This is a genomic window from Aquisalinus luteolus (assembly GCF_009712425.2).
GTDB lineage: Bacteria > Pseudomonadota > Alphaproteobacteria > Caulobacterales > Parvularculaceae > Aquisalinus > Aquisalinus luteolus.
Genome location: NZ_VCJR02000003.1, coordinates 95,568 through 118,541, shown reverse-complemented (window position 1 = coordinate 118,541; position 22,974 = coordinate 95,568). Strand labels below are relative to the sequence as shown.

Here is a 22,974-nt window from a genome sequence, read left to right as displayed (position 1 = left end):
ACGGGAGCCCGCGATGACAACCAGCACGACAGACCTGGAAACCAGCCTGAAAAGCCGCCTTGAGGAATTGCGCACGCATATCCTGAAAGACCCCCTCGCCAACCCGGTGCGCCAGCTGGCCCACGAATTGTCCGTGCGGATCGAGAAGAACGAAATCTCCCTTGAGGACCTGTCAGGTCTCGTCAAGGCACTGAGCGACGATGCCTTCGCCTCGCGTGCCGATTATCTGTCCAACTATCTCGGCATGGACGAGCAGCGCGAAAGCGGTGTCGCCCTGAGGAAGACGGTCAAGACGATCTCCGACCGGTTCAAGACGGCAGACGAATTCTCCGCCTACTGGCAGCGGTGCCGCGACATCGCGGTCTTTACCGCGCACCCGACCTTCATCCTGTCGGCCAAGCAACGCGAGCTGCTGATCAAGGCTGCGACGGAGCCGGATTTCGACCTGCGCTCCTCCCTGACCGATGTGGTTCACCATCCGGATACGGATATCACCCTTGCCTATGAACACGGGGCTGTTCTCGACGCCATGAAGAATGGCACAAAGGCGCTGAATACCCTCACCCGCATCGTGCTTGAAGAAGCCCGCGAGCGCTTCCCCGACCAGTGGCAGACGATGTTGCCGACGCCGGTCAAGATCGCCAGCTGGGTCGGCTATGACATGGATGGCCGCAACGATATCGGCTGGAACGATGTCATCCGTCACCGCCTGATCGAGAAGAACTTCCGCCTCGACTGGTATGCCGATGAACTGGACGCCCTGGCCAAGGACGGCCTCGACGTTGCTGCCATCGCCGAGACGGTCGGCGCCGCCCGTAACCACACCGAGAAGGCCATCACCCTGATGGCGATGTATGACGAGACACCGAAAACGCTCGCAGCGGCGGCCGATCACCTGACAGAGGATGGCCCGGGCCGTCTGACCAGCATTGATCCGCTGCTCGCCCAGATGGATGACGCGATCAAGGCTGCCGGTGACAACTGCCTGCCGCTGCTCGCGCTGAAATCGTCGATGAAGAGCTTCGGCCTCGGCGCCGGGGAGATCCATTTCCGCCTCAACGCCTCGCAGATCCGCAACGCCGCGCGCAACATCCTGAACCTCGTTTCTGACGACGACCTGTTCGGCCGTCGGGCGCTGGAGCGCGTACAGGAAGAGATCGAAAAGACCGATCCGGTGGATGTCAACTTCGCCTCGCTCGCGATCGAGAAATCCTCTGCCTCGCGGCTGCTCATCGCCATGGCGCAAATAGTCAAGCATATCGATGCCGACCAGCCGATCCGCCTGCTGATTGCCGAATGCGAAAACCCGGTCACCGTCCTTGCCTGCGTCTATCTCGGCAAGCAGTTCGGCGTCGACAAGAAGATCGATATCTGCCCGCTGTTCGAGACGGCCAAGGCCCTCGACCGCTCCCGCCGCATCCTCGATGTGCTGCTGGGGCAGGAAATCTATCGCGACTATGCCAATGGTCGTGGCCGTGTGGCGATCCAGGCCGGCTTCTCCGACGCCGGGCGCTTCATGGGACAGATCCCCGCAACGCTTGCCATCGAGCGGCTGCAGGGCCATTTCGCCCAACTGATCGACAAGCACGGACTTGGCCATCTCGATGCCATCGTCTTCGACACCCACGGCGAGTCCATGGGCCGTGGCAACCACCAGAAGAGCTTCAGCGACCGCTCGCTGTATGCGCTCTCTCCCTGGGCGCGCAACGAGTTTGCCTCGCGCGGCATCCACCTGATCCAGGAATCGAGCTTCCAGGGCGGCGATGGCTACGTGTTGTTCGGGTCCGAGCCGCTGGCTGAAGCCGTCATCAACGGCCTTCTCAACGCACATCTGCAGGCCGAGAAGGCGATGAAGTCCGAAGACCTGTTCTATGAGGACACGGCAACCAGTCTCGACTTCTACCGCACGGTCAAAGGCCGCCAGGAGGACCTGTTCGCCGACAAGGCCTATCACACCACCCTCTCCGCCCTTGGTCTGTCACTGCTGCCCACTACCGGCTCACGCAAGGCCAAGCGCCAGTTCGAGCGCCGCTCGGACGAGGACGTGTCCCTGCGCAAGATCCGCGCGATCCCGCACAATGCGATCCTGCAGCAGATGGGCTTGCTGGCAAACCTGATCGGTGGTGTCGGCCAGGCTCTGTCGACCGAGCAGGACTATTTCGTCTCGCTCAATGACAGCTCCGACCGGTTCCACAGGCTGATGACGCTGGTTGCAAAGGCCAAGTCCCTCAGCGAAATCAAGACCATGATCGCCTATATGAAGCTGTTCGACGGCTCCTTCTGGGCGACCCGTCCACTGTCGGGCAATGAGCATGACCTTGAAAAGCCCTGCGCGGAGCTTGCCGCCCTGCTCGCCTCGGATGGCCGCTATTTCTCGGCCCTGCAGCTTGCAGCGCGCCTGCGCTCTGACTCCATCTCCCTCGGCCAGGCGCTGACGGAAATGGGCCTGCGCAGCGAAACGGCCGAAGTGCCCCTTTCCCTCGACGTGCTTCACGCCGTGCGTATTGCCCTGATCCAGCACCTGTTCATCATGGTCGCCAAACTGCCAACCTTCTCGCCGCAGACCGGCCACTCCAAGCAGGACGTGATCGAGATGATCTTCCATCTCGACGTGCCCGCCGCGACCGACCTGCTGCACGAGATCTTCCCGACGGATGCCCCGCGGATCGGGGATTTCAGCCTGAAGGAAAGCGCGACCTATCCTGACAATTCAGCCGAACCCAAATATACAAGGTTGCAGCGGGAAATGGTTGATCCGATGGAGGAAACCTACGGTCTCCTGATGCGGATCACCAACGGGATCAGCCATTATTTCGGGGCGATCGGTTAGCGCCGGTCTTCCCACGCCATCCCTCGCGTCAGCGACAAAATGCTGCCATGCACAAAAAGCATAACGCTGATGCATGATTAATGAGCTATGTTGAGCCGATCTTTACCATGTCTGCTGTAGTAATTTGCGGGAAAGAATACATATTCCCGCTTAGGCAGGACAAGGATAGTGGTGGAAAACATGGCAGGCTGGCGGTCACTCCCGGGCTCGGTCAAGACGGCGTTGCTGATTACGGCAGGCGTCGTGGCCTATTTTGCCCTTTCCATGCTACTGCGTTCCGGCGGTGAAGAGATAGTTGCCGAGGAGGAAACCCGCCTGTTCCGGGTGGTGACTGAGACGGTCGATCCCCAGACCATCACCGAAAAAGTCGATATGCGTGGCCGCACCGAGGCCCGCCGCCTCGTCGTGGTGCGGGCCGAGACGGCGGGGCAGGTTCGCTCTACCCCGTCACCGGAAGGTCAGTTTGTCGAGCGCGGCAAGGTGCTGTGCGAAATCGATGTCGAAACCCGCAGCGCTACAGTTGAAGAAGCCCGGGCCGCCTTCGAGAAAGCGCGGATCGATTATGAAGCCGCGCAGGAACTGGCCGAGAAGGGCTTTGCATCTGAGGCTGGCGTCGCATCAGCAAGGGCCGTTTATGACCAGGCAGAGGCAGCCCTGCAGCGCGCCCGCACCGATCTCGGCAAGACCTCGGTTCGCGCGCCTTTCGCTGGCATCCTTGAAGAACAGCAGGCGGAGGCAGGCGACTTCCTCAATGTCGGTGCCCCCTGCGCCACCCTTGCCGAACTCGACCCGATCCGCATCCGTGGTGCTGTACCGGAGAAAGACATCGCCCGCATCCGCGAAAACAACATGGCGCAGGTCACGCTGGCGACCGGGCAGGAATTCCCCGCCCGCGTTACCTTCGTCGGTGCTGCCGCCAGCGACGCGACCCGCACCTATGCAGTCGAGCTGGAAGCTGAGAACCCCGGCAATATTCGCGCCGGTCAGACCGCCACCGTGTTCATCGATACCGGGGACACGGATGCATGGCTGTTGCCCCATGATGTAGTCGTCACCTCCGACCAGGGTCAGAGCGGCATACGCAGCGTGACGCGCACAGGCGGCAGGACAGGCGAGGTCGTGTTCCGGCCCGTTACCATAACCAGCGATTCTCCCGATGGTTATTATGTCAGCGGCCTGTCCGGAGAGCAGGAAATCATCGTGCGCGGCCAGAACTATGTCCGGGACGGTCAGGAAATAGAGATCGCTGCACCGGGCGAAACCTATCAGCAATCGGAACAACAGCCGGGCTAGGCAGGGAGGCAGATCATGATGCATATCGTCGATGCCGCCTTCCAGCGCTCGAAAGTCGCCATGCTGGCTCTTGTCGCCTTCACGATTTTCGGCATTTCTGCCTTTGTCAGCATGCCCCGTGAAGCCGACCCGGATATTCCCATTCCTGTCGCGCTGGTGGTGCTGCCCCTGCCCGGCGTCTCGCCAGAAGACGGTGAACGCCTGCTGGTCAAGCCGACAGAGGCTGAGCTTCAATCGATCGAAGGTCTCGACCAGATGGACTCGCTCGCCTATGAGGGCGCCGCGCAGATCCGGCTGGAGTTCGAGCCGACCGTCGACATGGATGATGTCCTCGCCGATGTGCGCGAGGCAGTCGACCGCGCCCGTGCCGAATATCCGGCGGATGCGGAAGAACCGATCGTGCAGGAGTTCAACGCCCAGCAGCTGTTTCCGGTTATCTCCGTCATCCTGTCAGGTACCGCGCCGGAACGCGCGCTGTTCCAGAGCGCCAAGCAGCTGCAGGACGCACTGATCGCCACACCCGGCGTTCTTGAGGCAGATCTGGTCGGTGCGCGTGAGGAACTGCTTGAAGTCATCATCGACCCCGAAGTGATGGAGGCCTATGGCCTCTCGGAGCAGGAAGTCGCACAGGCTGTCCGCGCCAACAACTCGCTGATCACCGCCGGCTCGCTGCGCTTTTCCGACGGCAGCTATTCGGTCAAGCTGCCAGGCCTCATCAAGACGGTCGAGGATGCGCAGGACATACCGGTACGCACTGACGGCGAGAGCGTCGTGACGCTGGGCGATATTGCCGAAATCCGCCGCACCTTCGAGGACCCTGACGGCTTTGCCCTGTTCAATGGCGAACCTGCCATCGGCATGAACGTGTCCAAACGCTCCGGCGCGAACATTGTCGAAGTCAGCCAGGCCGTGAAGGATGTGACCGCACGCCTCGCCCAGGAATGGCCGGAGACTATCCACTATGCCTTCACCGGCGACCAGTCCTATTTCGTCAGCGATATCCTGTCGTCGCTGACATCATCGATCATCCTCGCGATCCTGCTTGTCATGATCATCGTCGTCGGCGCTCTGGGCTTCCGTTCGGCGGTCATGGTCGGCATCGCTATCCCCTCCTCCTTCCTGATCGGCCTCGCCCTTCTGTCGATGAATGGCTACACGCTGAACATGCTGGTCATGTTCTCCATGGTGCTCTCGGTGGGCATGCTGGTCGACGGCGCCATCGTGATCGTCGAATATGCCGACCGCCGGATGATCGAGGGGGCCAGCCGCCGCGAAGCCTATGCCGAGGCGGCCAAGCGGATGTTCTGGCCGATCGTTGCCTCGACCGGCACGACGCTTGCCGCCTTCATCCCCTTCCTGTTCTGGAATTCGCTCGATGGCGAGTTCATGAAATTCATCCCGATCACACTGATCTTCGTTCTGTCTGCATCACTTTTCGTGGCGCTCATCTTCCTGCCGATCATTGGCGCCAGCTTCGGCCTGCCGGAAAAGCTGAAACGCCGCCTCGGCATTCAGGGCAAGACGGACAGCGAGGAAACACGCGTCGACCTCGACAATGTTGATCCGCGCACGCTGGGGGGCATGACGGGTGCCTATGCAAGGCTTATCGCGTGGCTGACCGACAAGCCCGTGCTGGTTCTGGGTTATGCCGCCATCATCATCGCCGTGTGCAACCTCACCTTCTCCGTCGCATCGCCCGATGTCGAATATTTCATCCGCAATGATGATGAGCAGGTACTGGTCATCGTGCAGGGCCGCGGGAACCTGTCTGAAGAAGACAAACTCGCCATCGCCGAGGAAGTGCGCGGGCTGGTCGAGGATCATCCGGCGATCGAAAGCATCTATACCCAGACCGGCCCGGCCCTTTCGCGTGACCCGACGGCGCCGCCGGAGACCATCGCCCAGCTGAACATCGACCTTTATCCGTATGAGGAGCGCAAGCACTCCCGCGAAGTGCTGGAGGATTTGCGCGAACGCACCGCCGGCCTTCCCGGTATCGTGCTGGAGGTGCGCCAGCCTGAACAGGGCCCGCCACAGGGCAAGGACACACAGGTCGAGCTGACCGCCAGCAATTTCACGCTCGCCCGAGAGGCTGCCGTTCTGGTGCGCCAGTTCATGGAAGAGAGCACCACCGTCGTCAACGGCCATGAAGTGCCGACCTATATGGATATCGAGGACAACCAGCCCTTGCCGGGGACGGAACTTGTCGCCGTGGTCGACCGCGAGCAGGCCGGGCGCTTCGGCGTATCGCTTGGCGAGATCGGCTCGATGATCCAGCTCGTCACCGATGGCCTGCTGATCGATACCTATCGCCCGGATGACAGCGATGACGAGATCGATATCCGCGTCCGCTTCCCTGCCGACGAGCGCACGGTCACAGCGTTGCAGAATCTGAACATCCAGACCCGCGACGGCCCGCTGCCGATCTCCAATTTCGTGCAGATCGTGCCGCAGCAGCAGGTCGACCGCGTCACCCGCCGCGACGGCAACCGGGTGATGGACATCAAGGCCAATGGCAACACGACGGTCGAGGGCTATGAAGTCAGCCAGGATGTCGCCATCGAAAAAATGCGTGCCTGGCTTGAGACCGGCGTGCTGGCCGAACAAGTCAGCCCGTCCGTTTCATGGCGCCTTCGTGGGGCGAGCGAGAGCCGCAACGAGGCGGCAGGCTTCTTCCTGACCGCCATGCTGTCGGCGATGTTCATGATCGGCGTCATCCTGATGCTGCAGTTCAACAATTTCTACCATGCTGCGCTGACGCTCTCCGCCGTCATCCTGTCCGTCTACGGTGTATTGCTCGGCATCGCCTTGTCCGGGCAGTATATTTCGGTGATCATGACCGGCGTCGGCATCGTCGCGCTGGCGGGCATTGTCGTGAACAACAATATCGTGCTGATCGACACCTATCACTTCCTGCGCAATACCGGCCTGTCGGTGGAAGATGCGGTGATCCGCACGGCCGCCCAGCGCCTGCGACCGGTGCTGCTGACGACCTCGACGACGATTATGGGCCTATTGCCGATGGTGTTCGAGATCAACGTGAATTTCACCGCCGGTCAGATCGGCATCGGCTCGGCAACGTCCGGCTGGTGGGTGCTGCTGTCCTCTGCCATCGTCTTCGGCCTTGCCTTCTCCACGCTGCTGACGTTGATCCTGACTCCTGTCCTTCTGGCTGCCCCCAAAGTCTTCTCGGCCCGGATCAAGAAAGCCTTCGGCATCGCTAAGCGCAAGACGGAAAAATATCAGACCCGGTCAACAAAGCCGGATGACGGGGATACTCGGGAAAATCGTCAGCAGTCACCTGACGCCACCCGTACGGCTGCAGAGTAGGACTAGCGTCGCTTAAGCAGAAAAAGGTCTACCGGTCAGCCGTGTCTTCGGCTTCCTCATTCTCATCGACCATTTCCGGTTCCGGCGTCGTCGGCGTATCTTCTTCCTCGGCACCCGGCACATCGAAAATCTGGCCCGGATAGATCAGGTCGGGATCGCGGATCTGCGCCTGGTTCGCCTCGTAGATGATCGTGTACTGGGCGCCCTCGCCATAGGCGCGGCGGGAAATGACCCAAAGGGAGTTACCCGGCTGGACGATAACATTGCCGTCACGGAACACGACATCGCTGAACGAGGCCCGCTCGAACGGTACCTCGATGGCATAAGCAGGATTGCCGAACTCATCGAGCTGGACGATCTGCAGTGTATAGCGGCCCGGCACAATCGACGTCGACATGGTCCATGACCCATCATCGGCGGCGATCGCCTGGTCGATGAAATTGCGATTGGCGAAGACCTGCACGGTCGAACCCGGCGAGGCCATGCCGGAGAAGATGACGCTGCCGGCGTCGTCATAGTCGATGGTGTCGAGACTGAGCGGGCCGAGCCCTGCAGGACGGTCCGTAGGGCGCTGCAGCACTTCGCTGGCGCCGCCCGGTGTCGTGCGCAGGATCAGCGGCTGATCGCCCTCGCGCTCCGGCACATAGACGACGATGGTCTCGTCGGAGCCGATCTCCAGCCCGTCGATCGTGGTCATGGACAGAGTCAGCTCGACCGTGCCGGATTTCAGTGGCGTCTCGGTTGAAATCGCCCAGGCGCCATCGCGGCCCGCGGTCTCGGTCGCCAGTTCCTCGCCATTGGCATAGAGCGTCACGGTCGCGCCCGGCGCCGCGACACCGGCGATGACGGCAAACCCGGACCGGTCGACGCGAACGATATCGAATCGTGGCGGCTTGATTCCAGTCTCCGCCGGCTCCACATCCTGTGTTTCCTGCACTTCCGTCGGGACATCAATTCCGCTAGTGTTGCCAGCCCCCGGGAGCCATCCCATCTTCTGGGCTGCAAAATAACCAACCACTGCAAGGATTACGAGAACCAGAAAAAACAGGACGACACGCATTCTAATGGCCTTTTTGTTGCAATGGTCCGATATCGGCTAGTTGTCGACCAAGCTTTAGCATGCACCGCCGCGCCTGACCAATTGTCTATTCCCATTAAGGTATACGAGACCAGCTATATGTCTAAATTGAAATCAATATGCGTCTATTGCGGCCATAAAGAGGGCGACAGCCCTATCTATGTCAACTCAGCCGAGAAACTGGGGCGAGATATCGCCGATAAGGATATCAAGCTCATTTATGGCGGCGGCGCGCTGGGCCTGATGGGCCGCGTTGCCTCGACCGCCCGCGACAATGGCGCGGACGTGTTTGGCGTCATTCCCGAATTCCTCGTCGAGGTCGAAGGCATCCTCGAAGGCACCGACCACAGGATCGTCAAGAACATGCATGAACGCAAGATGATCATGTTCGAGCAGGCGGACGCCATCTGCACCATGCCCGGCGGCATCGGCACGCTGGAGGAAATCATCGAAATCCTGTCCTGGGCGCGGCTGGACCTGCACCGAAAGCCGATCGTGCTGTTGAACCTCGAAAACTTCTGGTCACCGCTGGTCGAGCTGATCGACCACATTATCGAACGCGGTTTCGCCGCGCCGGAGCTGCGCAAGGACCTGATTCTCGTCGATCGTGCAGAGGACGTGATCCCGGCCGCCCAAAAGGCGCTGGACGACCTCTCCTGCGATGCGGAAGAAAGCGAAGAATTCGAGGAGCGGATCTAGCGCTAGAAAATCATGTCGAACCGCTGTGACGGCAGCGCGCCGTTGCGGTCCTGAAGGTCCATCATGGAAAATGCCGCTGACTTGATGTCGATGAAGATGCGCTCGAGGCGTTTTTCGGTTTCAGCGGCAGTGTCGTCGCCCAGAATGTCAGGATTTTGTATATAGATGGAAGCCGCATAGGCGAATACGGCGGCTGCCTGACCGATCAGCGCAAAATCGTCGTCACGCGCTGCAAGCGCCTCGATACCGGGCGCAGAGGCAATGAAGCTGTCATTGAGCGGACCACCCTCAGCATTCAGCGCGGCGATCACTCCCCCAAGGGGCCCGTGGACTTTCGGCTCTGTGCGGACTTCTGCGGCCTTTCCGTTGCTATCGGCTACTTGGTTTTCCTCTGCGGCCTCACTGGCCTTGTCCATGAGATCGAATAGCTGGCTGGCGATATCCTTGCCCGTTAACGGCTGTTGGATTTGCATCGCAAAGCCATCCCTGTCGGCCAGTCCTTTCAATGAACTCGACAACGCCCATGTAAAAACCTCGATGCGCTCGAAGGTTTCTTGCGCCTTTTCCTCCGTACTACGAGTGTTGTCGCGGCTATACAGAGGCAAGTCGGCAAGACCTCTGGCAACGTCGTCCATGTATGCCGGGGCTGCTCGCTTGACGAGGTCAAACTTGATCTGTGGGTCAGTTGCCTTGCCGCTGATGCCCTCCAGTACACGCATCATCTTCAGCGTGTCATAGGCCTGATCGGCAGATACTTTCGACGCTCTGGGCAGAAACGGCCTTGGTTCGGCATCAGCTTCGGGTTTTTCAGCCATAGCCCTGGCTGGAAGTGCGCCGCCAGAGGAAAACAGGCTGGCGATGTTCGCCGTGCTTGCTGTTCCGATACCGATCATTGACGCGCTCCCTTTGTGGCAGCACGCTAGAGCGATATCCTTTCGCAGATATTTAATTCTGATTATCAGGCAGTCTCGCCGAGCAGGCGGGCCCTGGCTTTCTCCGCGCCGATCAGGCGGAACATCACTGCCATGTCGGGCCCGTGCGGCTGGCCGGTCAGCGCGAGGCGCAGCGGCATGAACAGCCCCTTGCCCTTGCGGCCCGTTGCCTCTTTCAGGGCCGAGGTCAGTTCACCCCAGCTTTCATCCGTCAGCGAACCATCGGGCACATGCGCTGCTGCGCTGGTCGTGAACTCACGGTCCTCATCGGCGATGACCGGCTCGACCGGTCCGTCGATGACCGCCTTCCATGCGACCGCATCCTTCAGCGTTTCGACATTGCCCCGAACGGTGTTCCAGATTTCCTCGGTCACGCCATCGGCAGAGAGGCGGTCGGCGACTTTTTCAAAAGGCGTTTCGTGCAGTATCTTGGCGTTGAGTGCCGTCAGTTCGTCCATGTCGAACCGCGCCGGGGCGCGGCCCATCTTGTCGAAGCTGAAGCCCTCCACGAGATCAGCAAGGTCCGGCACCGGCTGGACCGGGTCGGATGTGCCGAGGCGTGCCAGCAGGCTGGTGATGGCCGCCGGCTCGATGCCAGCCTCACGCATGCCCTCGATAGACAGGGAGCCGAGACGCTTGGACAGCCCCTGGCCGTCAGCGCCGACCAGTAGCGAGTGGTGAGCGAATTGCGGCACCTGCCCCTCACCTCGCAGCTCGATCAGTACACGAAAAATCTCCACCTGCGTAGCCGTATTGGTGACATGGTCTTCGCCGCGAATGACATGGGTGATGCCGAAATCGACATCGTCGATGCAGGACGGCAGCGTGTAGAGATACATGCCGTCCTCGCGGATCAGGATAGGGTCGGAAACAGCGGAGGTGTCAACCGTTACCTCGCCGCGGATCAGGTCGTTCCACTGAACCGGTGTCTGTGACAGCTTGAAGCGCCAGTGCGGCTTGCGGCCCTCGGCCTCGAAAGCTGCTTTTTCATCGTCCGACAGTTTCAGCGCGGCACGGTCATAGACCGGCGGCAGGCCACGGGCACGCTGCAGCTTGCGCTTGCGGTCCAGTTCGTCGGAGGTCTCGTAGCACGGATAGAGAAAGCCCTTGTCCTTCAGCCAATCGGTAACCTTGTCGTACTCGCCGAACCGCTCGGACTGACGGGCAAATTCATCGTGCTTGAGCCCCAGCCAGCCGAGATCAGCCTGGATGCCTTCCTCGAACACCTTGGTCGAGCGCGCCTGGTCGGTGTCGTCGGAGCGGAGCATGAAGGTGCCGCCCTCCTTGCGCGCGAACAGGTAATTCAACAGCGCGGCGCGGACATTGCCGACATGGATCTTGCCAGTGGGCGACGGGGCGAAACGGACTTTGACGGACATTCGGGGACCAGCTTTCGGCTCTGATTTTACGTGAGCCTTGCGGCCCTGATTTTGAGTGAGCGCTTTACCCTGTCCTGTCATGGCGGTCAAACGGATCGCACCGCGTTGAGACCCCACCCCCTTGCAAAGAACCGCAGTATAGCCTCCAATCCGTGCGGGGAATTGGGGTATTCGGTCATGGCATGCGTGCGTGCGTTTCGAAACGGGTTGATTGTGCTGGCGGCAGGCCTTGCGCTCATCTGGTCACAGATGTCCTGTCCAGTCGCGGCCGGCATGCCTATCACGGAGATCGTCGATTACGGCCAGGTACAGGCGGTCGGGCTTGAACCTCGCGTGCTTAACGAGGCTTTCTCGGCTCGCGACCGGTATCTCGGGGACATTGAAGACCGCCGCTATCTGACCATTATCGATTTCGGAAAACCGTCGAGCGAGGACCGGCTTTACCTGCTGGACCTCGTCGCCGGCACGGTGGAGGCAATGCTCGTCGCCCATGGCGAGGGATCGGACCCGGACAAGGACGGTTATGCCGACCGCTTCTCGCCGGTGCCCAATTCGCGCATGAGCTCGCTCGGCGGATACCTGACCGCAGACACTTATTATGGCGCACACGGCCTGTCGCTACGCCTGCAGGGCCTGGAAGACACCAACGTAACCGCGTGGGACAGATTGATTGTCATCCATGGTGCGGACTATGTCGGCAGGCATCTCGCCGAGCAGGGCTGGAGCTGGGGATGCCCCGCCGTGGAGTACGCAAAATCAGGTCCGCTAATCGAGAAAATAAAGCAGGGCACATTTCTCTATATTGCAGGCCCCGCGCCGAAATATGACGACAATGCGGCGCGCTTGGCAACCAGGGATTAACATGGATGTTACGATATCGAAATTTGATCTGAACCCGTCCCTTTGATACAAAGGAACACAAGGCAGGTCAGTTCCAAAATTTCTGATACGTCATGTTCCCGACCCTGAAAAATGGGGTCTCGGGCCCGAGAGAGACGGGATGACATCTGCCGCACACCGACCACACGAAGCGACAGGATATTGCCACTATGCTAGCCACTCTTGCTGGCCTGTTTGCAGGCCTCATGCTCTCCCTCAACCCGCAGCAGCCGACACCGGTAAATTACGACAAGGTATCCGCCGCCGGGCTCGACTATGCCCTGCTCGAGGAAGCCATCGCCGCAAGGGATGCGTATCGCGGCAAGATCAGCAATGAGCGCTACGTCACCATCATCGACTATCGCAAGAATTCCAGCGAAGACCGCCTCTATCTGGTCGACACGAAGACCGGCGATATCGAGACGATGCTCGTTGCCCATGGCCGAGGCTCAGACACCAATCATGACGGCTTCGCCGAAACTTTTTCCGACACGCCTGAATCGAAGATGACCTCTATCGGCTCCTTCGTGACCGCCGAGACCTATTACGGCAAGCACGGCCTTTCCCTGCGTCTCGACGGCCTTGAAGAGACCAATTCCAACGCCCGCGCCCGGGCAATCGTCATTCATGGCGCCGACTACATCAACCCTGCCCGCACCCGCCAAGGGCGCAGCTGGGGCTGCCCATCGGTCGAGCGTGCGCGCTCCAAGCCACTGATCGAGGCGATCAAGGGTGGATCTTTTGTCTACACCACAGGCGGCACTATCAGCGCCTGATGTGACTTCTCCTCTCCTTCTGAAGTGTAGACTGCACCTGCGGGCGGCTTTCGGGCCGCCCGTTTTTTGTGTTCTCCCCCAATGACTTTCGGGAAAATGGCCGATAGATTTGATAATGACTTGCAATAACAGGTAAGCCCTTCTATGCAGCTGCGAATAATTTGCAGTATCGTTCAGGGGCAATCACGCATGTACAGATCTTTCCTGCTGGCCAGCAGCGTTCTCGGCAGTCTCGCAATCCTTCCAGCCGCAGCCCAAGATGAGAATTCGGGTGACACCGAGGAAGTCATCATTATCGAGGCAACCCGCTCGAGCACGCCCGCAGAAGCCCTGCCGAACGCCGTCAGCGTGATCGGCCGCGAGGACATCGAGGACCAGCTGGCGATTTCGACCAGCATTCTCGACGCGATCGGCCAGGTCGCCCCGTCCACCGCCCCGACCCGCCAGAAGCTGTCCACGGCCGGCGAGAGCTTCCGTGGCCGTAACCCGCTTTACCTGATCGACGGGGTGCCCCAGTCCAACCCGCTGCGCAACGGCTCTCGCGACGGATTCACCCTTGATCCGGCGGTTATCGAGCGCGTGGAAATCCTCTACGGCGCCAACGCCATCCAGGGCATCGGCGCGACCGGCGGCCTGATCAACTACGTCACCGTGGCCCCGACCAGGGAAGAGGGCTGGCAGGTTCGCTACGAGGCAGGCATCACCGTCGCTGACGGCCTGGAGGATGACGGCACGTCCTATCGCGGCGCTGCCACTGCCCTTGGCCGCTTCGGCGATTTCGACATCGTTGCCAGCGCCGCCGTGGAAGACCGTGGCATTTTCTATGATGGCGAAGGCCGCCGCATCGGTGTCGACACGACGCAAGGCGATATCCAGGATTCACAGTCACTGAACCTGTTCGGCAAGGTCGGCTGGGAGCCTGACGACAAGACCCGCCTGCAGCTGATGATCAACACTTTCGATCTCGAAGGGAACGGCGACTATGTCGAGGTCGTCGGTGACCGCGATGCCGGTATCCCGACCATTTCCGTCAAAGGCACCTATCCCGGCATACCGGCGACCAATGACGTAATGACGATCTCTTTCGACGCCAGCCGCGAAGAGGTTTTCGGCGGCACGCTGTCCGGCCAGGTCTTCATGCAGGACTTTGAGGCCGTCTTTGGCGGCGGCTCCTTCGCCACGTTCCAGGACCCTGATATCGACCCGAGCGGCACGCTGTTCGATCAGTCTGCGAACAATTCCGAAAAGCATGGTTTCAAGACCACATGGGTCAATGACAGCCTGCCGGTTGACGGCATGACCGTAACCGCCGGGTTCGACTGGCTGAAGGACAAGACCTTCCAGGAGCTGGTGCAGACAGGTCGCCTATGGGTGCCGGAGACGGAGTTCACCTCTACATCGCCCTTCATCCAGCTGTCCCAGACCCTGCTGGATGAGCGCCTGCTCGTCTCCGGTGGCCTGCGCTATATCGATGCAGAACTGAGCACCGATACGTTCACGACGCTTTATTCCTACGGCCCTGTGACCGTGGATGGCGGCACCCCGAGCTTCAGTGACACGCTGGGCAATATCGGCGCGAGCTATGAGGTGATTGACGGGCTGACCTTCTATGGCAGCTATGCCGAAGGCTTTACCATGCCGGATGTCGGTCGCGTACTGCGCGGTGTCACCGACCCGGATGCCGATGTCGATACGCTGCTGAACCTGCAGCCGATCGTCGCCGACAATCTGGAGGTCGGCGTCAAGTTCGAGCAGGGTCGCTTCTCCGGTGATGCTGCATGGTTCCGGTCCGAAAGCGATTTCGGCCAGCGTCTCGTTGCCAATGCAGATGGCATCTTCGCGGTCGCCCGTGAGCAGACGGAGATTGAGGGCATCGAGCTGCGCGGCCGCTTTCAGGTCACCGAGGCCGTAGCTGTTGGCGCGAACTACGCCAATCTCGATGGGCAATTCGACAGCGATGACGATGGCAGTGTCGACAGCGACCTGCCCGGCGCGAATATCAGCCCGAACCGACTGAATACCTATATCGAGGCAAGCCTGACGCCAGCGCTCTCGTTGCGCGGACAGAGCTCGACCTATTTCGACCGGGACTTCGATGATGCCGGCGATGCGACGGATTTCGACGGCTATACGCTGGTCGACGTGCTCGCCAGTTATCGCATCGCCGACAAGGGCAGGCTTGACCTCGGCGTCCAGAACCTGCTGAACGAGGACTATATCCACTACTACTCCCAGTCCGGCACGACCACCGAGGCCCGTTATTTCTCGGGCCGTGGCCGTGCCATGACCCTGCGCTGGACTGGCGCATTCTAGAGCTATGGGTGGACCGGTCATCAGTACTGCGCGTGCACTGCACGCCTGGGCAGGAGCGATCCTCTCGGCCCTGATGATCGTGCTCAGCCTGTCCGGTGCCCTCCTCGTCTGGAAGGAGGACTATCTGCGCCTGACAATGCCAGAGGCCCGCCAGCCTTTCGAGGCAACGCCGGACAATCTGGCAATCCTCGCCAATACGGCAGAGACTAAGTTCGGGCGCGAGAATATCCGCCTGATCGTGTTTGGTACGGAGCATTTCGGCATCAACAAGGTCTATCTGCACGGCGAGGATTTCGCCTATCTCGATGGCGAAGGGAATGTGCTCGCCACCTGGCACGGCACGGCACGTTTCGAGGAATGGCTGTTCGACCTGCATCACTATCTGCTGGCCGGGCGTACCGGCAAGCTCGTCGCCGGGGCTGCCGGGCTGTCCATGGCCGTTCTGATCATTGCCGGACTCATCGCATTCTGGCCAACGCGCAAGGCTTTCCGTTTGGGAATGGCAGTGCGCAGCCTGCGACGTCCGCACCTGCTGCTCAGCCACCGGAATATCGGCATCATTTTCGCCGTGCCCGCCTTTCTGCTGATCCTGACAGGCGGTGCCATCGTCTATTATGGCCCGACCAAAGCGATACTGACAGTCTTCGACACCCCTGCCCCGGCACCGCAGCCTGTGGCACGTGTTGAGGCGCAGGACTGGCAAGCTGTCTTCACCGCGGGACAGGCTGCCTTTCCCGATGCCGATATCCGCATGGGCAGCTGGCCGAGCGAGAGCCGCCCTGCAGCGTCGGTGCGCATGCGCCGTGCCCCTGAATGGCATCCCAATGGGCGTACCTATCTGGCGGCACCATTGGCGCAGGGTGAGCCGACCACCACTACGAATGCACAGGCTGCGCCACTGGGCGAGCGCGCCTATAACGCCTTTTATCCGCTACATGCGGCCAAGACAGGCGGCATTGTATACAAGCTCGTCGTGTTCATGACCGGCATCGCCTTGACGGCGCTTGGCCTGTTAGGGTTAATTTCCTTCGTGCAGAGACTTCTTGGCATGCGCCCGGCACCAGCCATTCGCCGCTCCACGCAAAGCGTAACACCTCCTCAAGGCAGCTGATCTCCCTGACATTTGCGTGAGGTCTGGCTGTTTTGGGTTTAATCCGCCAAAAATTTACCATGACCGGGCTCTGACTGCCCCTTTTGGGTATGGCCCTTGCATTTCTCCAGGCAGGCAACACACCGGAGAAAGTTCATGACGGCGCAACCGTCACCATATCGCGTAGACTGGGTCGATTATGGCAAGGGGATCTGCATCATCCTCGTCGTGATGATGCATTCTACCTATGGCTATGGCGCGATGGTTGGTGGTGAAGGCTGGATGCATAACATCATCGAGTTTGCCAAGCCGATCCGTATGCCGGACTTCTTTCTCATCGCCGGGCTGTTCCTGTCGCGCACTATCCATGGTCCGCTGGCTGACTATATCGACCGAAAGGTCATTCACTTCGCCTATTTCTATATCCTGTGGCTGGCGATCCAGAATGTCGCGCTTGAGTCGGAGTTACTGTTGGCAGACCCTCTCGCCTTCGCCGCTCTGTTTGCCAAACAGCTGGTCTTCCCGTCTGGCAGCCTGTGGTTCCTGCACCAGCTACTGGTCTTTTACGTCCTGACGCGCATCCTGCGCAAAGTCCCGGCGATGGCTGTGCTCGCGGCAGCCGCACTCCTGCACACGCTGTTCTATGCCGGCCTTATCGAAACCGGCTGGTCCGTCACCGACCGCATTGCCAACTGGTATGTCTTTTTCTTCGCGGGCTATGCCTGTGCGCCTCTGGTCTTCCGATTTGCGCACATCGCCGGCACGCGACGCCTGCTCACGCTTGCCGGTCTTGCAGTTTGGGGCCTGATTAACTGGGGTTTTGTAGCAGCCGGACTGGGTGAAGCGCCGGTCATCGCCTTGGGGCTCGGCATGGCAGGCGCTGCCGCGATCATCGCCGTCGCAGCGCTACTTGCGGAACTGAATATCGGCAACGCCATCCGTTATGCCGGCAAGCATTCCATCGTTATTTACCTGACGTTCTTTGTACCAATGAAAGCCGCAGAGAAGGCCCTTGGCGCCACTGGCCTGATTCCGGATATCGGTTTTGCCTGCCTGACCGTGCTCGCCATCGCCGTTGCCGTGCCGCTGCTGATCCATGCGGTTGTGAAAGATACACCGCTGAATTTCCTCTATCGCCGCCCTTCCCTGTTCACCCTGGGCCGCTGGCGGCGGAAGGATGGCGGCAAGGCGCGAATCGCACCCGCTGAATAGAGTAGGCTGAGTAATCTAGATCGGCGCACGTCCGCGCAGCTTGGCGTAATAGGTCCACAGGATGTGCGCGGCGATACCGCGCCAAGGGTGCCAGTCCTCCGCCATCGCATCGAATTCCTTCATCGGCGGCTTCTCTGAAAAGCCGGTCGCGGCAGCATAGGCAGCGAGCAATGCCACATCGCCCCTGGGCCAGATATCGGCCCGGCCCTCGCAGAACAGAAGGTAGATCGCCGCCGTCCACGGACCGATACCCTTTATCGCCGTCAGCTGCGCCGCAGCGTCCTTGTTGTCAAGCTTGTCGAGGCCACCCAGATCGAGAGCCCTATCGGCAATCGCCGTCGCCACCGCCTTCACATATCGGATCTTGGGACCAGACAGGCCGCAGGCCCGCAGGTCATCCTCGGACAAACCCAGCACTTGTTCGGGCGACACCTCGCCAAGCCGCGCATCGCAGCGGGCGAGGATCGCCTGTGCCGAGGGCACCGAGACCTGCTGTTCGACGATGACCCGGAACAGGCCGGGATAGCCGCCTGGCCGCCGCCTGATATGCGGCTTGCCGTTTATCTCCTTGAGCGCCCGGGCCAGAGGCGCCGACCGGTTCGCGAGATCCACACAGGCAGTGCTGACATCGGCAAAGACATTCAGCTCACGGACTTGCCGTGTCACGGGCATGGATTGGGCTGGCTGACATGCACAGCGTTGACCGCATCGTTCAGCTCATCCGTCCACTCGATGGACAAGGAGTCGAACACCGTCTGTAACTGGTCCATGCCATTGGCCCCGAAGATATTCGAGGTCACCCAGGGGCGCGTGGTAACGAACTGGAACGCCATCGCCGAGGGATCGAGGCCAAAATCCTTTGCCACCTTCATATAACCGCGCAAGGCTTTTTCCTTGCCCGGTGTCTGGTAACGGTCGGCCTTGCCGAACCAGTCGCGGCGCGAACCCTTCGGTGTCTCGTCATCGAGGTATTTGCCGGAGAGTTCGCCCTGGGCCAGCGCCGAATAGGCGAGCAGGCCGACATCTTCCTGCATCGCCACTTCGGCAAGGCCGATCTCGAAGGTGCGGTTCAGCAGGGAATAGGCATTCTGGATCGAGGCAACACGCGGCAGATCACGAGTCTCGGACTCCTTCACATGACGCATGACGCCATAGGCGGTCTCGTTTGACACACCGAACGCCCGGATCTTCCCGGCCTTCTTCAGGTCGGCCATGACTTCGAGCGTTTCGAGGATCGCATCGAATTCTTCCTCGTAGTGGTAATATCCCTTCAGGTCGCGGCCAAAAGTCGGCACGCGCCGGTCCGGCCAATGGGTCTGGTAGAGGTCGATAAAATCCGTCTGCAGATTTTTCAGGGACCGGTCGACAGCGAATTCGATGTCCTTGCGTTTCAGGCGCGGTATACCATCCCAGGGCCGCATATAGTCAAAGCCCGACTGACCCATCACCTTCGTCGCCAGCACGATCTTTTCCCGCGCGCCGCGCGCTTTCATCCACCGCCCGACGATACGCTCGCTCTCGCCTTGTGTCTCTTCCTTGGGCGGGATCGTGTACATCTCGGCGGTGTCGAAGAAATTGATGCCGAAATCGAGGCTCGCATCCATTTGCTGAAAGGCCAGTTCCTCGCCGATCTGCTCGCCATACATCATGGTGCCGAGGCATAGCGATGTCACATCGATGCCGGTCCGGCCAAGCGGTCTCTTTTCCATTCTGCTCTCCTTTGGTGGAAGGTCAGTAAGCGTATTTCTCGTAAAGTTTGCGCATATCGCGGTCGAGCGGACCGGTGTAATCCTCGAGGATCACATCGGCGAGTGTCTTCCCGCTTTCGACGATTTCCTGCAGCGGGCTGAGGAAGCCTGTCTCGTCATTACCGCCAAGATCCGTCGCGGCGCGCGCCTTTAGTCCCGCGCGGGAGATCATCAGCACTTCGCGGGCGATATCACGCAGGCTGTGCCTGCCGATCTTCGCTTCAAGACCTTTTTTCGCTGCATCGACGCGCAATTCGTGGCGCTGTTCGACGGTCCAGCCCTTGACCACATCCCATGCCGCATCGAGACTGCCGCCGTCATAGAGGATCCCGACCCAGAAGGCCGGCAAGGCGCAGATCCGGGCCCACGGGCCGCCATCGGCACCACGCATCTCAAGGAATGTCTTCAGCCGCACCTCAGGGAACGCCGTGGACAGATGATCTTTCCAGTCCTCGATGCTGGGATAGACACCGGGCGCGATCGGCAGCTTGCCCGCCATGAAATCGCGGAAGGACAGCCCCGCCGCATCCTCGTACCCGTTCTTGCCATAATGGAAATACATCGGCACGCCGAGCATGTAATCGACATAGCGTTCGAAATCGAACCCGTCCTCGAACACGAAATCCAGCATGCCCGTCCGGTCAGGATCGGTATCGGTCCAGATATGCCCGCGGTAAGAGCGCCAGCCATTCGGCTTGCCCTCAGTCAGCGGCGATGAGGAAAACAGCGCATTGGCAAGCGGCTGCAAGGCGAGAGAGGTGCGGAACTTCGCGACCATGTCGGCCTCGCTGGCGAAGTCGAGATTTACCTGCACCGTAGCCGTCCTGTGCATCATGTCGAGGCCGAGCTTGCCGACCTTGGGCATATAGTTGCGCATGATCGTGTAACGGCCCTTGGGCATGTGGGGCATCTCGTCCCGCGTCCATTTCGGGGTGAAGCCCATGCCGAGGAAACCGATGCCGAGCGGCTCCGACACTTTCTTGACCTGGTCGAGATGGCTGCCGACCTCGTTACAAGTCTGGTGAACATGCTCCAGCGGCGCGCCGGACAACTCGAACTGACCGCCGGGCTCCAGCGAAATGGAGGCGCCGTTCTGTTTCAGGCCGAGCAGGCGCTCGCCCTCGTAGATAGGCTCCCAGTCGAACTGCTCGGCGAGGCCGTGCAGGATCGCGCTGACAGAGCGCTTGCCCTCGAACGGGATCGGTTTCAGATCGTCCCAGGTAAAGCCGAATTTTTCGTGCTCTGTGCCGATACGCCAGTCGGCCTTGGGCTTGCACCCGGATTCCAGATAGGTGACGAGGTCATCCTTGCCCTCGATGGGGGGCGCATCCTGGCGGGTTGACGCATCAAGCTGGGTCATAAGCACTTCCAATTACATTGGCGCCAAGGCGCTCTGGCGACTGCCATAACCTTTCTCGCAGGCTTGTCAAAGCCGGGAATGGCTAATCAATGGCTCCTCACCTGTTGGTGAAGCCCTCAGATAAGTCGCCCAGCGCCGCTTGCCAGAGGGTGATGGCGGCGAAAGCGGCAGTGTCGGCCCGCAGTATGCGAGGGCCAAGTGTGACCGGCATGACGAAGTTCTGACGGCGCAAAAGGTCGCGCTCCTCCGGCGTGAAGCCGCCCTCCGGCCCGATCAGGATCGCCCAAGGTAAAGGTCTATCGGCGAACGGGGCCAGCGCCTCCAGCATCGGCTTCGCCCGGCCTTCTGCCCCGCCCCAGCGCTCGCCGTCTTCATCCCCGGCCTCGTCGCAGAAGATGAGCCGGCGCCCCGGATAGCTCTCCTGCCAGCTGGCGATCACAGCCTCCAGCTTCGCCGTCTCGCGCACATCCGGCACATCGAGCCGCTCGGACTGTTCCGCCGCCTCGATGGCATTGGCGGCCAGACGGTCTTCTTTCACGCGGGTAACGATGGTGCGCGCCGTCATCACCGGCTGCAGGATCGAACAGCCAAGCTCCGTCGCCTTCTGCGCGATCTGGTCGATCGGCGCTTTCTTGACCGGCGCAAACAGCAGGGCAAGGTCCGGCGAGGCCGCCTGCTCCCGCGTGCGCTCCTTCAGGGCAATCGCGCAGTACTTCTTGTGTGGTGTCTCGATCTCGGCTGCCCACTCGCCATCACGCCCGTTGAAGACGAGGATCGGCGCGCCTGCCTCCTTGCGCAACACGGTGACGAGGTAATGCGACTGGTCCGGCGGCAGGGTCAGCATACCTCCCTCGCCCAGATCGTCCTGCACGAAAAGTCTCGGTGTCGTCGCCATGTCTGTTCCTTCGATAAGCCCTCCTCTTAGCGGATGTCCGGCGCGAAGGGCAAACACCTGTCCGGCTTGACCCTTCTCTGGCTTGACTAAGCCCCTCGGTCAGCCGACATCATCGGGCGATGAGCAGTGACGACACTTCACCAGAACCCCAACAGGAAATGACACCCGATGCGGAACGCGAGAGTTTCGTCGATTTCATGCCTGCGCCAATCCGCCCCTATCTGAGGCTGATGCGGGCCGACAGGCCGATCGGTACTTGGTTGTTGCTTATCCCCTGCTGGTGGGGCCTCGCCCTTGGTGCCGCCACACCCTTGCCGCGCTATGGCGATCTCGGCAGCCTCATGTTCTTTGCCATCATCATGGCCATTGGCGCCTTCGTCATGCGCGCGGCAGGCTGCGTTTATAACGACATCATCGACCGCGACATCGACGCTAAGGTCGCCCGCACTGCCAACCGCCCCCTCGCCTCGGGCCGAGTCTCCCTAAAAGCCGCCTGGGCGCTCCTCGTGGCTCTCAGCCTGATCGGGCTTCTGGTTTTAATCCAGTTCAATCTCACCGCGATCATCACCGGCCTCGCCGCCCTTGGCCTTGTCGCCGCCTATCCGTTCATGAAGCGGATCACCTGGTGGCCGCAGGCGTGGCTGGGGCTGACATTCAACTGGGGCATTCTCGTCGGCTATGCCGCCGTGACAGGCACACTTGGCTGGCCCGCCTTCCTCATGTGGGCTGCGGGTATTTTCTGGACCCTCGGCTATGACACAATCTACGCCCATCAGGACAAGGAGGATGACGCGCTGATCGGGGTAAAATCCACCGCCTTGAGGCTCGGCGAGCGCACGCAAGCCTGGCTCGTGCGCTTCTATACCGCCACTGTCATCCTCGCCGCCATTGCCGGACGGCTCGTCGGCATGAATTTCTGGTTCTTTGTCCTGCTGGTCGCGCCTATGGCCCATTTCACGTGGCAGATCTGGCGGCTGAAGACGGACGAGCCCGCGACCTGCCTGCTGCTGTTCAAATCCAACCGCGATGCCGGGCTGATCCTGCTCGGTGCCATGTTGGCGGGTTTATTCTAGGTCACGGGCTGTCACACTCCGGTGAGAGCGATGGAACGTCCGGTGCACATGGCGCGTCCGTTGCGTATATTGAGTACAAGCGATTTC

General features: G+C 60.7%; 17 protein-coding genes. 10 read left to right on the top strand and 7 right to left on the bottom strand.

Annotation, left to right across the window (positions count from 1 at the left end; all coding sequences use genetic code 11):
• Positions 1 to 13: 13 nt before the first annotated feature.
• The 3 genes from FF098_RS13870 to FF098_RS13860 all read left to right on the top strand — a co-directional run bounded on the left by FF098_RS13870 (position 14) and on the right by FF098_RS13860 (position 7,453).
• Positions 14 to 2,830, top strand: a complete 2,817-nt coding sequence (locus tag FF098_RS13870; RefSeq protein WP_155141612.1) for a phosphoenolpyruvate carboxylase — start codon at positions 14 to 16, stop codon at positions 2,828 to 2,830.
• A gap of 180 nt (positions 2,831 to 3,010) precedes the next feature.
• Positions 3,011 to 4,123 carry an efflux RND transporter periplasmic adaptor subunit gene (locus tag FF098_RS13865; RefSeq protein ID WP_155141610.1) on the top strand — a complete coding sequence of 371 codons (1,113 nt, stop codon included), beginning with the start codon at positions 3,011 to 3,013 and terminating at the stop codon, positions 4,121 to 4,123.
• 15 nt (positions 4,124 to 4,138) lie between these two features.
• Positions 4,139 to 7,453 carry an efflux RND transporter permease subunit gene (locus FF098_RS13860; RefSeq protein WP_155141608.1) on the top strand — a complete coding sequence of 1,105 codons (3,315 nt, stop codon included), beginning with the start codon at positions 4,139 to 4,141 and terminating at the stop codon, positions 7,451 to 7,453.
• A gap of 28 nt (positions 7,454 to 7,481) precedes the next feature.
• On the opposite strand, the gene FF098_RS13855 is transcribed toward FF098_RS13860, so the two are convergent.
• Positions 7,482 to 8,444 (bottom strand): LysM peptidoglycan-binding domain-containing protein, encoded by a 963-nt coding sequence (locus tag FF098_RS13855; protein WP_166426546.1) that lies wholly within the window; start codon positions 8,442 to 8,444, stop codon positions 7,482 to 7,484.
• 186 nt (positions 8,445 to 8,630) lie between these two features.
• Between FF098_RS13855 and FF098_RS13850 the strand changes: the two genes are divergently transcribed.
• Positions 8,631 to 9,230, top strand: coding sequence for an LOG family protein (locus tag FF098_RS13850; protein ID WP_155141604.1), 600 nt, complete (start codon positions 8,631 to 8,633; stop codon positions 9,228 to 9,230).
• Positions 9,231 to 9,232: 2 nt separating this feature from the next.
• On the opposite strand, the gene FF098_RS13845 is transcribed toward FF098_RS13850, so the two are convergent.
• Together FF098_RS13845 and gltX are read right to left on the bottom strand one after the other, a co-directional pair.
• Positions 9,233 to 10,123, bottom strand: a complete 891-nt coding sequence (locus FF098_RS13845; RefSeq protein ID WP_155141602.1) for a hypothetical protein — start codon at positions 10,121 to 10,123, stop codon at positions 9,233 to 9,235.
• A gap of 65 nt (positions 10,124 to 10,188) precedes the next feature.
• Entirely contained in the window at positions 10,189 to 11,541 is a 1,353-nt protein-coding gene (gene gltX / locus FF098_RS13840) for a glutamate--tRNA ligase (RefSeq protein ID WP_155141600.1), read from the bottom strand.
• 273 nt (positions 11,542 to 11,814) lie between these two features.
• Here gltX and FF098_RS13835 point away from each other — a divergent pair, with 273 nt between their 5' ends.
• The 5 genes from FF098_RS13835 (at position 11,815) to FF098_RS13815 (ending at position 17,811) form a co-directional block, all read left to right on the top strand.
• A complete protein-coding gene (locus FF098_RS13835) occupies positions 11,815 to 12,402 on the top strand; it encodes a murein L,D-transpeptidase catalytic domain family protein (protein WP_166426545.1) in 588 nt (195 codons plus the stop codon).
• A 188-nt stretch (positions 12,403 to 12,590) separates the two neighbouring features.
• Positions 12,591 to 13,196 (top strand): murein L,D-transpeptidase catalytic domain family protein, encoded by a 606-nt coding sequence (locus FF098_RS13830; RefSeq protein ID WP_155141596.1) that lies wholly within the window; start codon positions 12,591 to 12,593, stop codon positions 13,194 to 13,196.
• 189 nt (positions 13,197 to 13,385) lie between these two features.
• Positions 13,386 to 15,509, top strand: coding sequence for a TonB-dependent receptor (locus FF098_RS13825; protein WP_166426544.1), 2,124 nt, complete (start codon positions 13,386 to 13,388; stop codon positions 15,507 to 15,509).
• Between the two features lie 4 nt (positions 15,510 to 15,513).
• Positions 15,514 to 16,620: a PepSY-associated TM helix domain-containing protein gene (locus FF098_RS13820; RefSeq protein WP_155141592.1), complete on the top strand. Its 1,107-nt coding sequence runs from the start codon at positions 15,514 to 15,516 to the stop codon at positions 16,618 to 16,620.
• Positions 16,621 to 16,755: 135 nt separating this feature from the next.
• Positions 16,756 to 17,811, top strand: coding sequence for an acyltransferase family protein (locus FF098_RS13815; protein ID WP_155141590.1), 1,056 nt, complete (start codon positions 16,756 to 16,758; stop codon positions 17,809 to 17,811).
• Positions 17,812 to 17,826: 15 nt separating this feature from the next.
• On the opposite strand, the gene FF098_RS13810 is transcribed toward FF098_RS13815, so the two are convergent.
• The 4 genes from FF098_RS13810 to FF098_RS13795 all read right to left on the bottom strand — a co-directional run bounded on the left by FF098_RS13810 (position 17,827) and on the right by FF098_RS13795 (position 21,814).
• On the bottom strand, positions 17,827 to 18,477 hold the full coding sequence (locus FF098_RS13810; RefSeq protein ID WP_166426543.1) for a DNA-3-methyladenine glycosylase family protein: 651 nt from the start codon (positions 18,475 to 18,477) through the stop codon (positions 17,827 to 17,829).
• Complete coding sequence (locus tag FF098_RS13805; RefSeq protein WP_155141586.1) at positions 18,474 to 19,520, bottom strand: aldo/keto reductase; 1,047 nt, start codon at positions 19,518 to 19,520, stop codon at positions 18,474 to 18,476. Before FF098_RS13805 ends, FF098_RS13810 begins: the two co-directional genes overlap by 4 nt.
• Positions 19,521 to 19,542: 22 nt before the next feature.
• The gene (locus FF098_RS13800) at positions 19,543 to 20,919 is read right to left on the bottom strand and encodes a glutamate--cysteine ligase (RefSeq protein WP_155141584.1); all 1,377 of its coding nucleotides are present in this window, start codon (positions 20,917 to 20,919) and stop codon (positions 19,543 to 19,545) included.
• Between the two features lie 97 nt (positions 20,920 to 21,016).
• Entirely contained in the window at positions 21,017 to 21,814 is a 798-nt protein-coding gene (locus FF098_RS13795; protein WP_155141582.1) for a 16S rRNA (uracil(1498)-N(3))-methyltransferase, read from the bottom strand.
• Positions 21,815 to 21,933: 119 nt separating this feature from the next.
• On the opposite strand from FF098_RS13795, the gene ubiA reads away from it, so the two are divergent.
• Positions 21,934 to 22,887, top strand: coding sequence for a 4-hydroxybenzoate octaprenyltransferase (gene ubiA, locus FF098_RS13790; RefSeq protein WP_155141580.1), 954 nt, complete (start codon positions 21,934 to 21,936; stop codon positions 22,885 to 22,887).
• Positions 22,888 to 22,974: the final 87 nt, after the last annotated feature.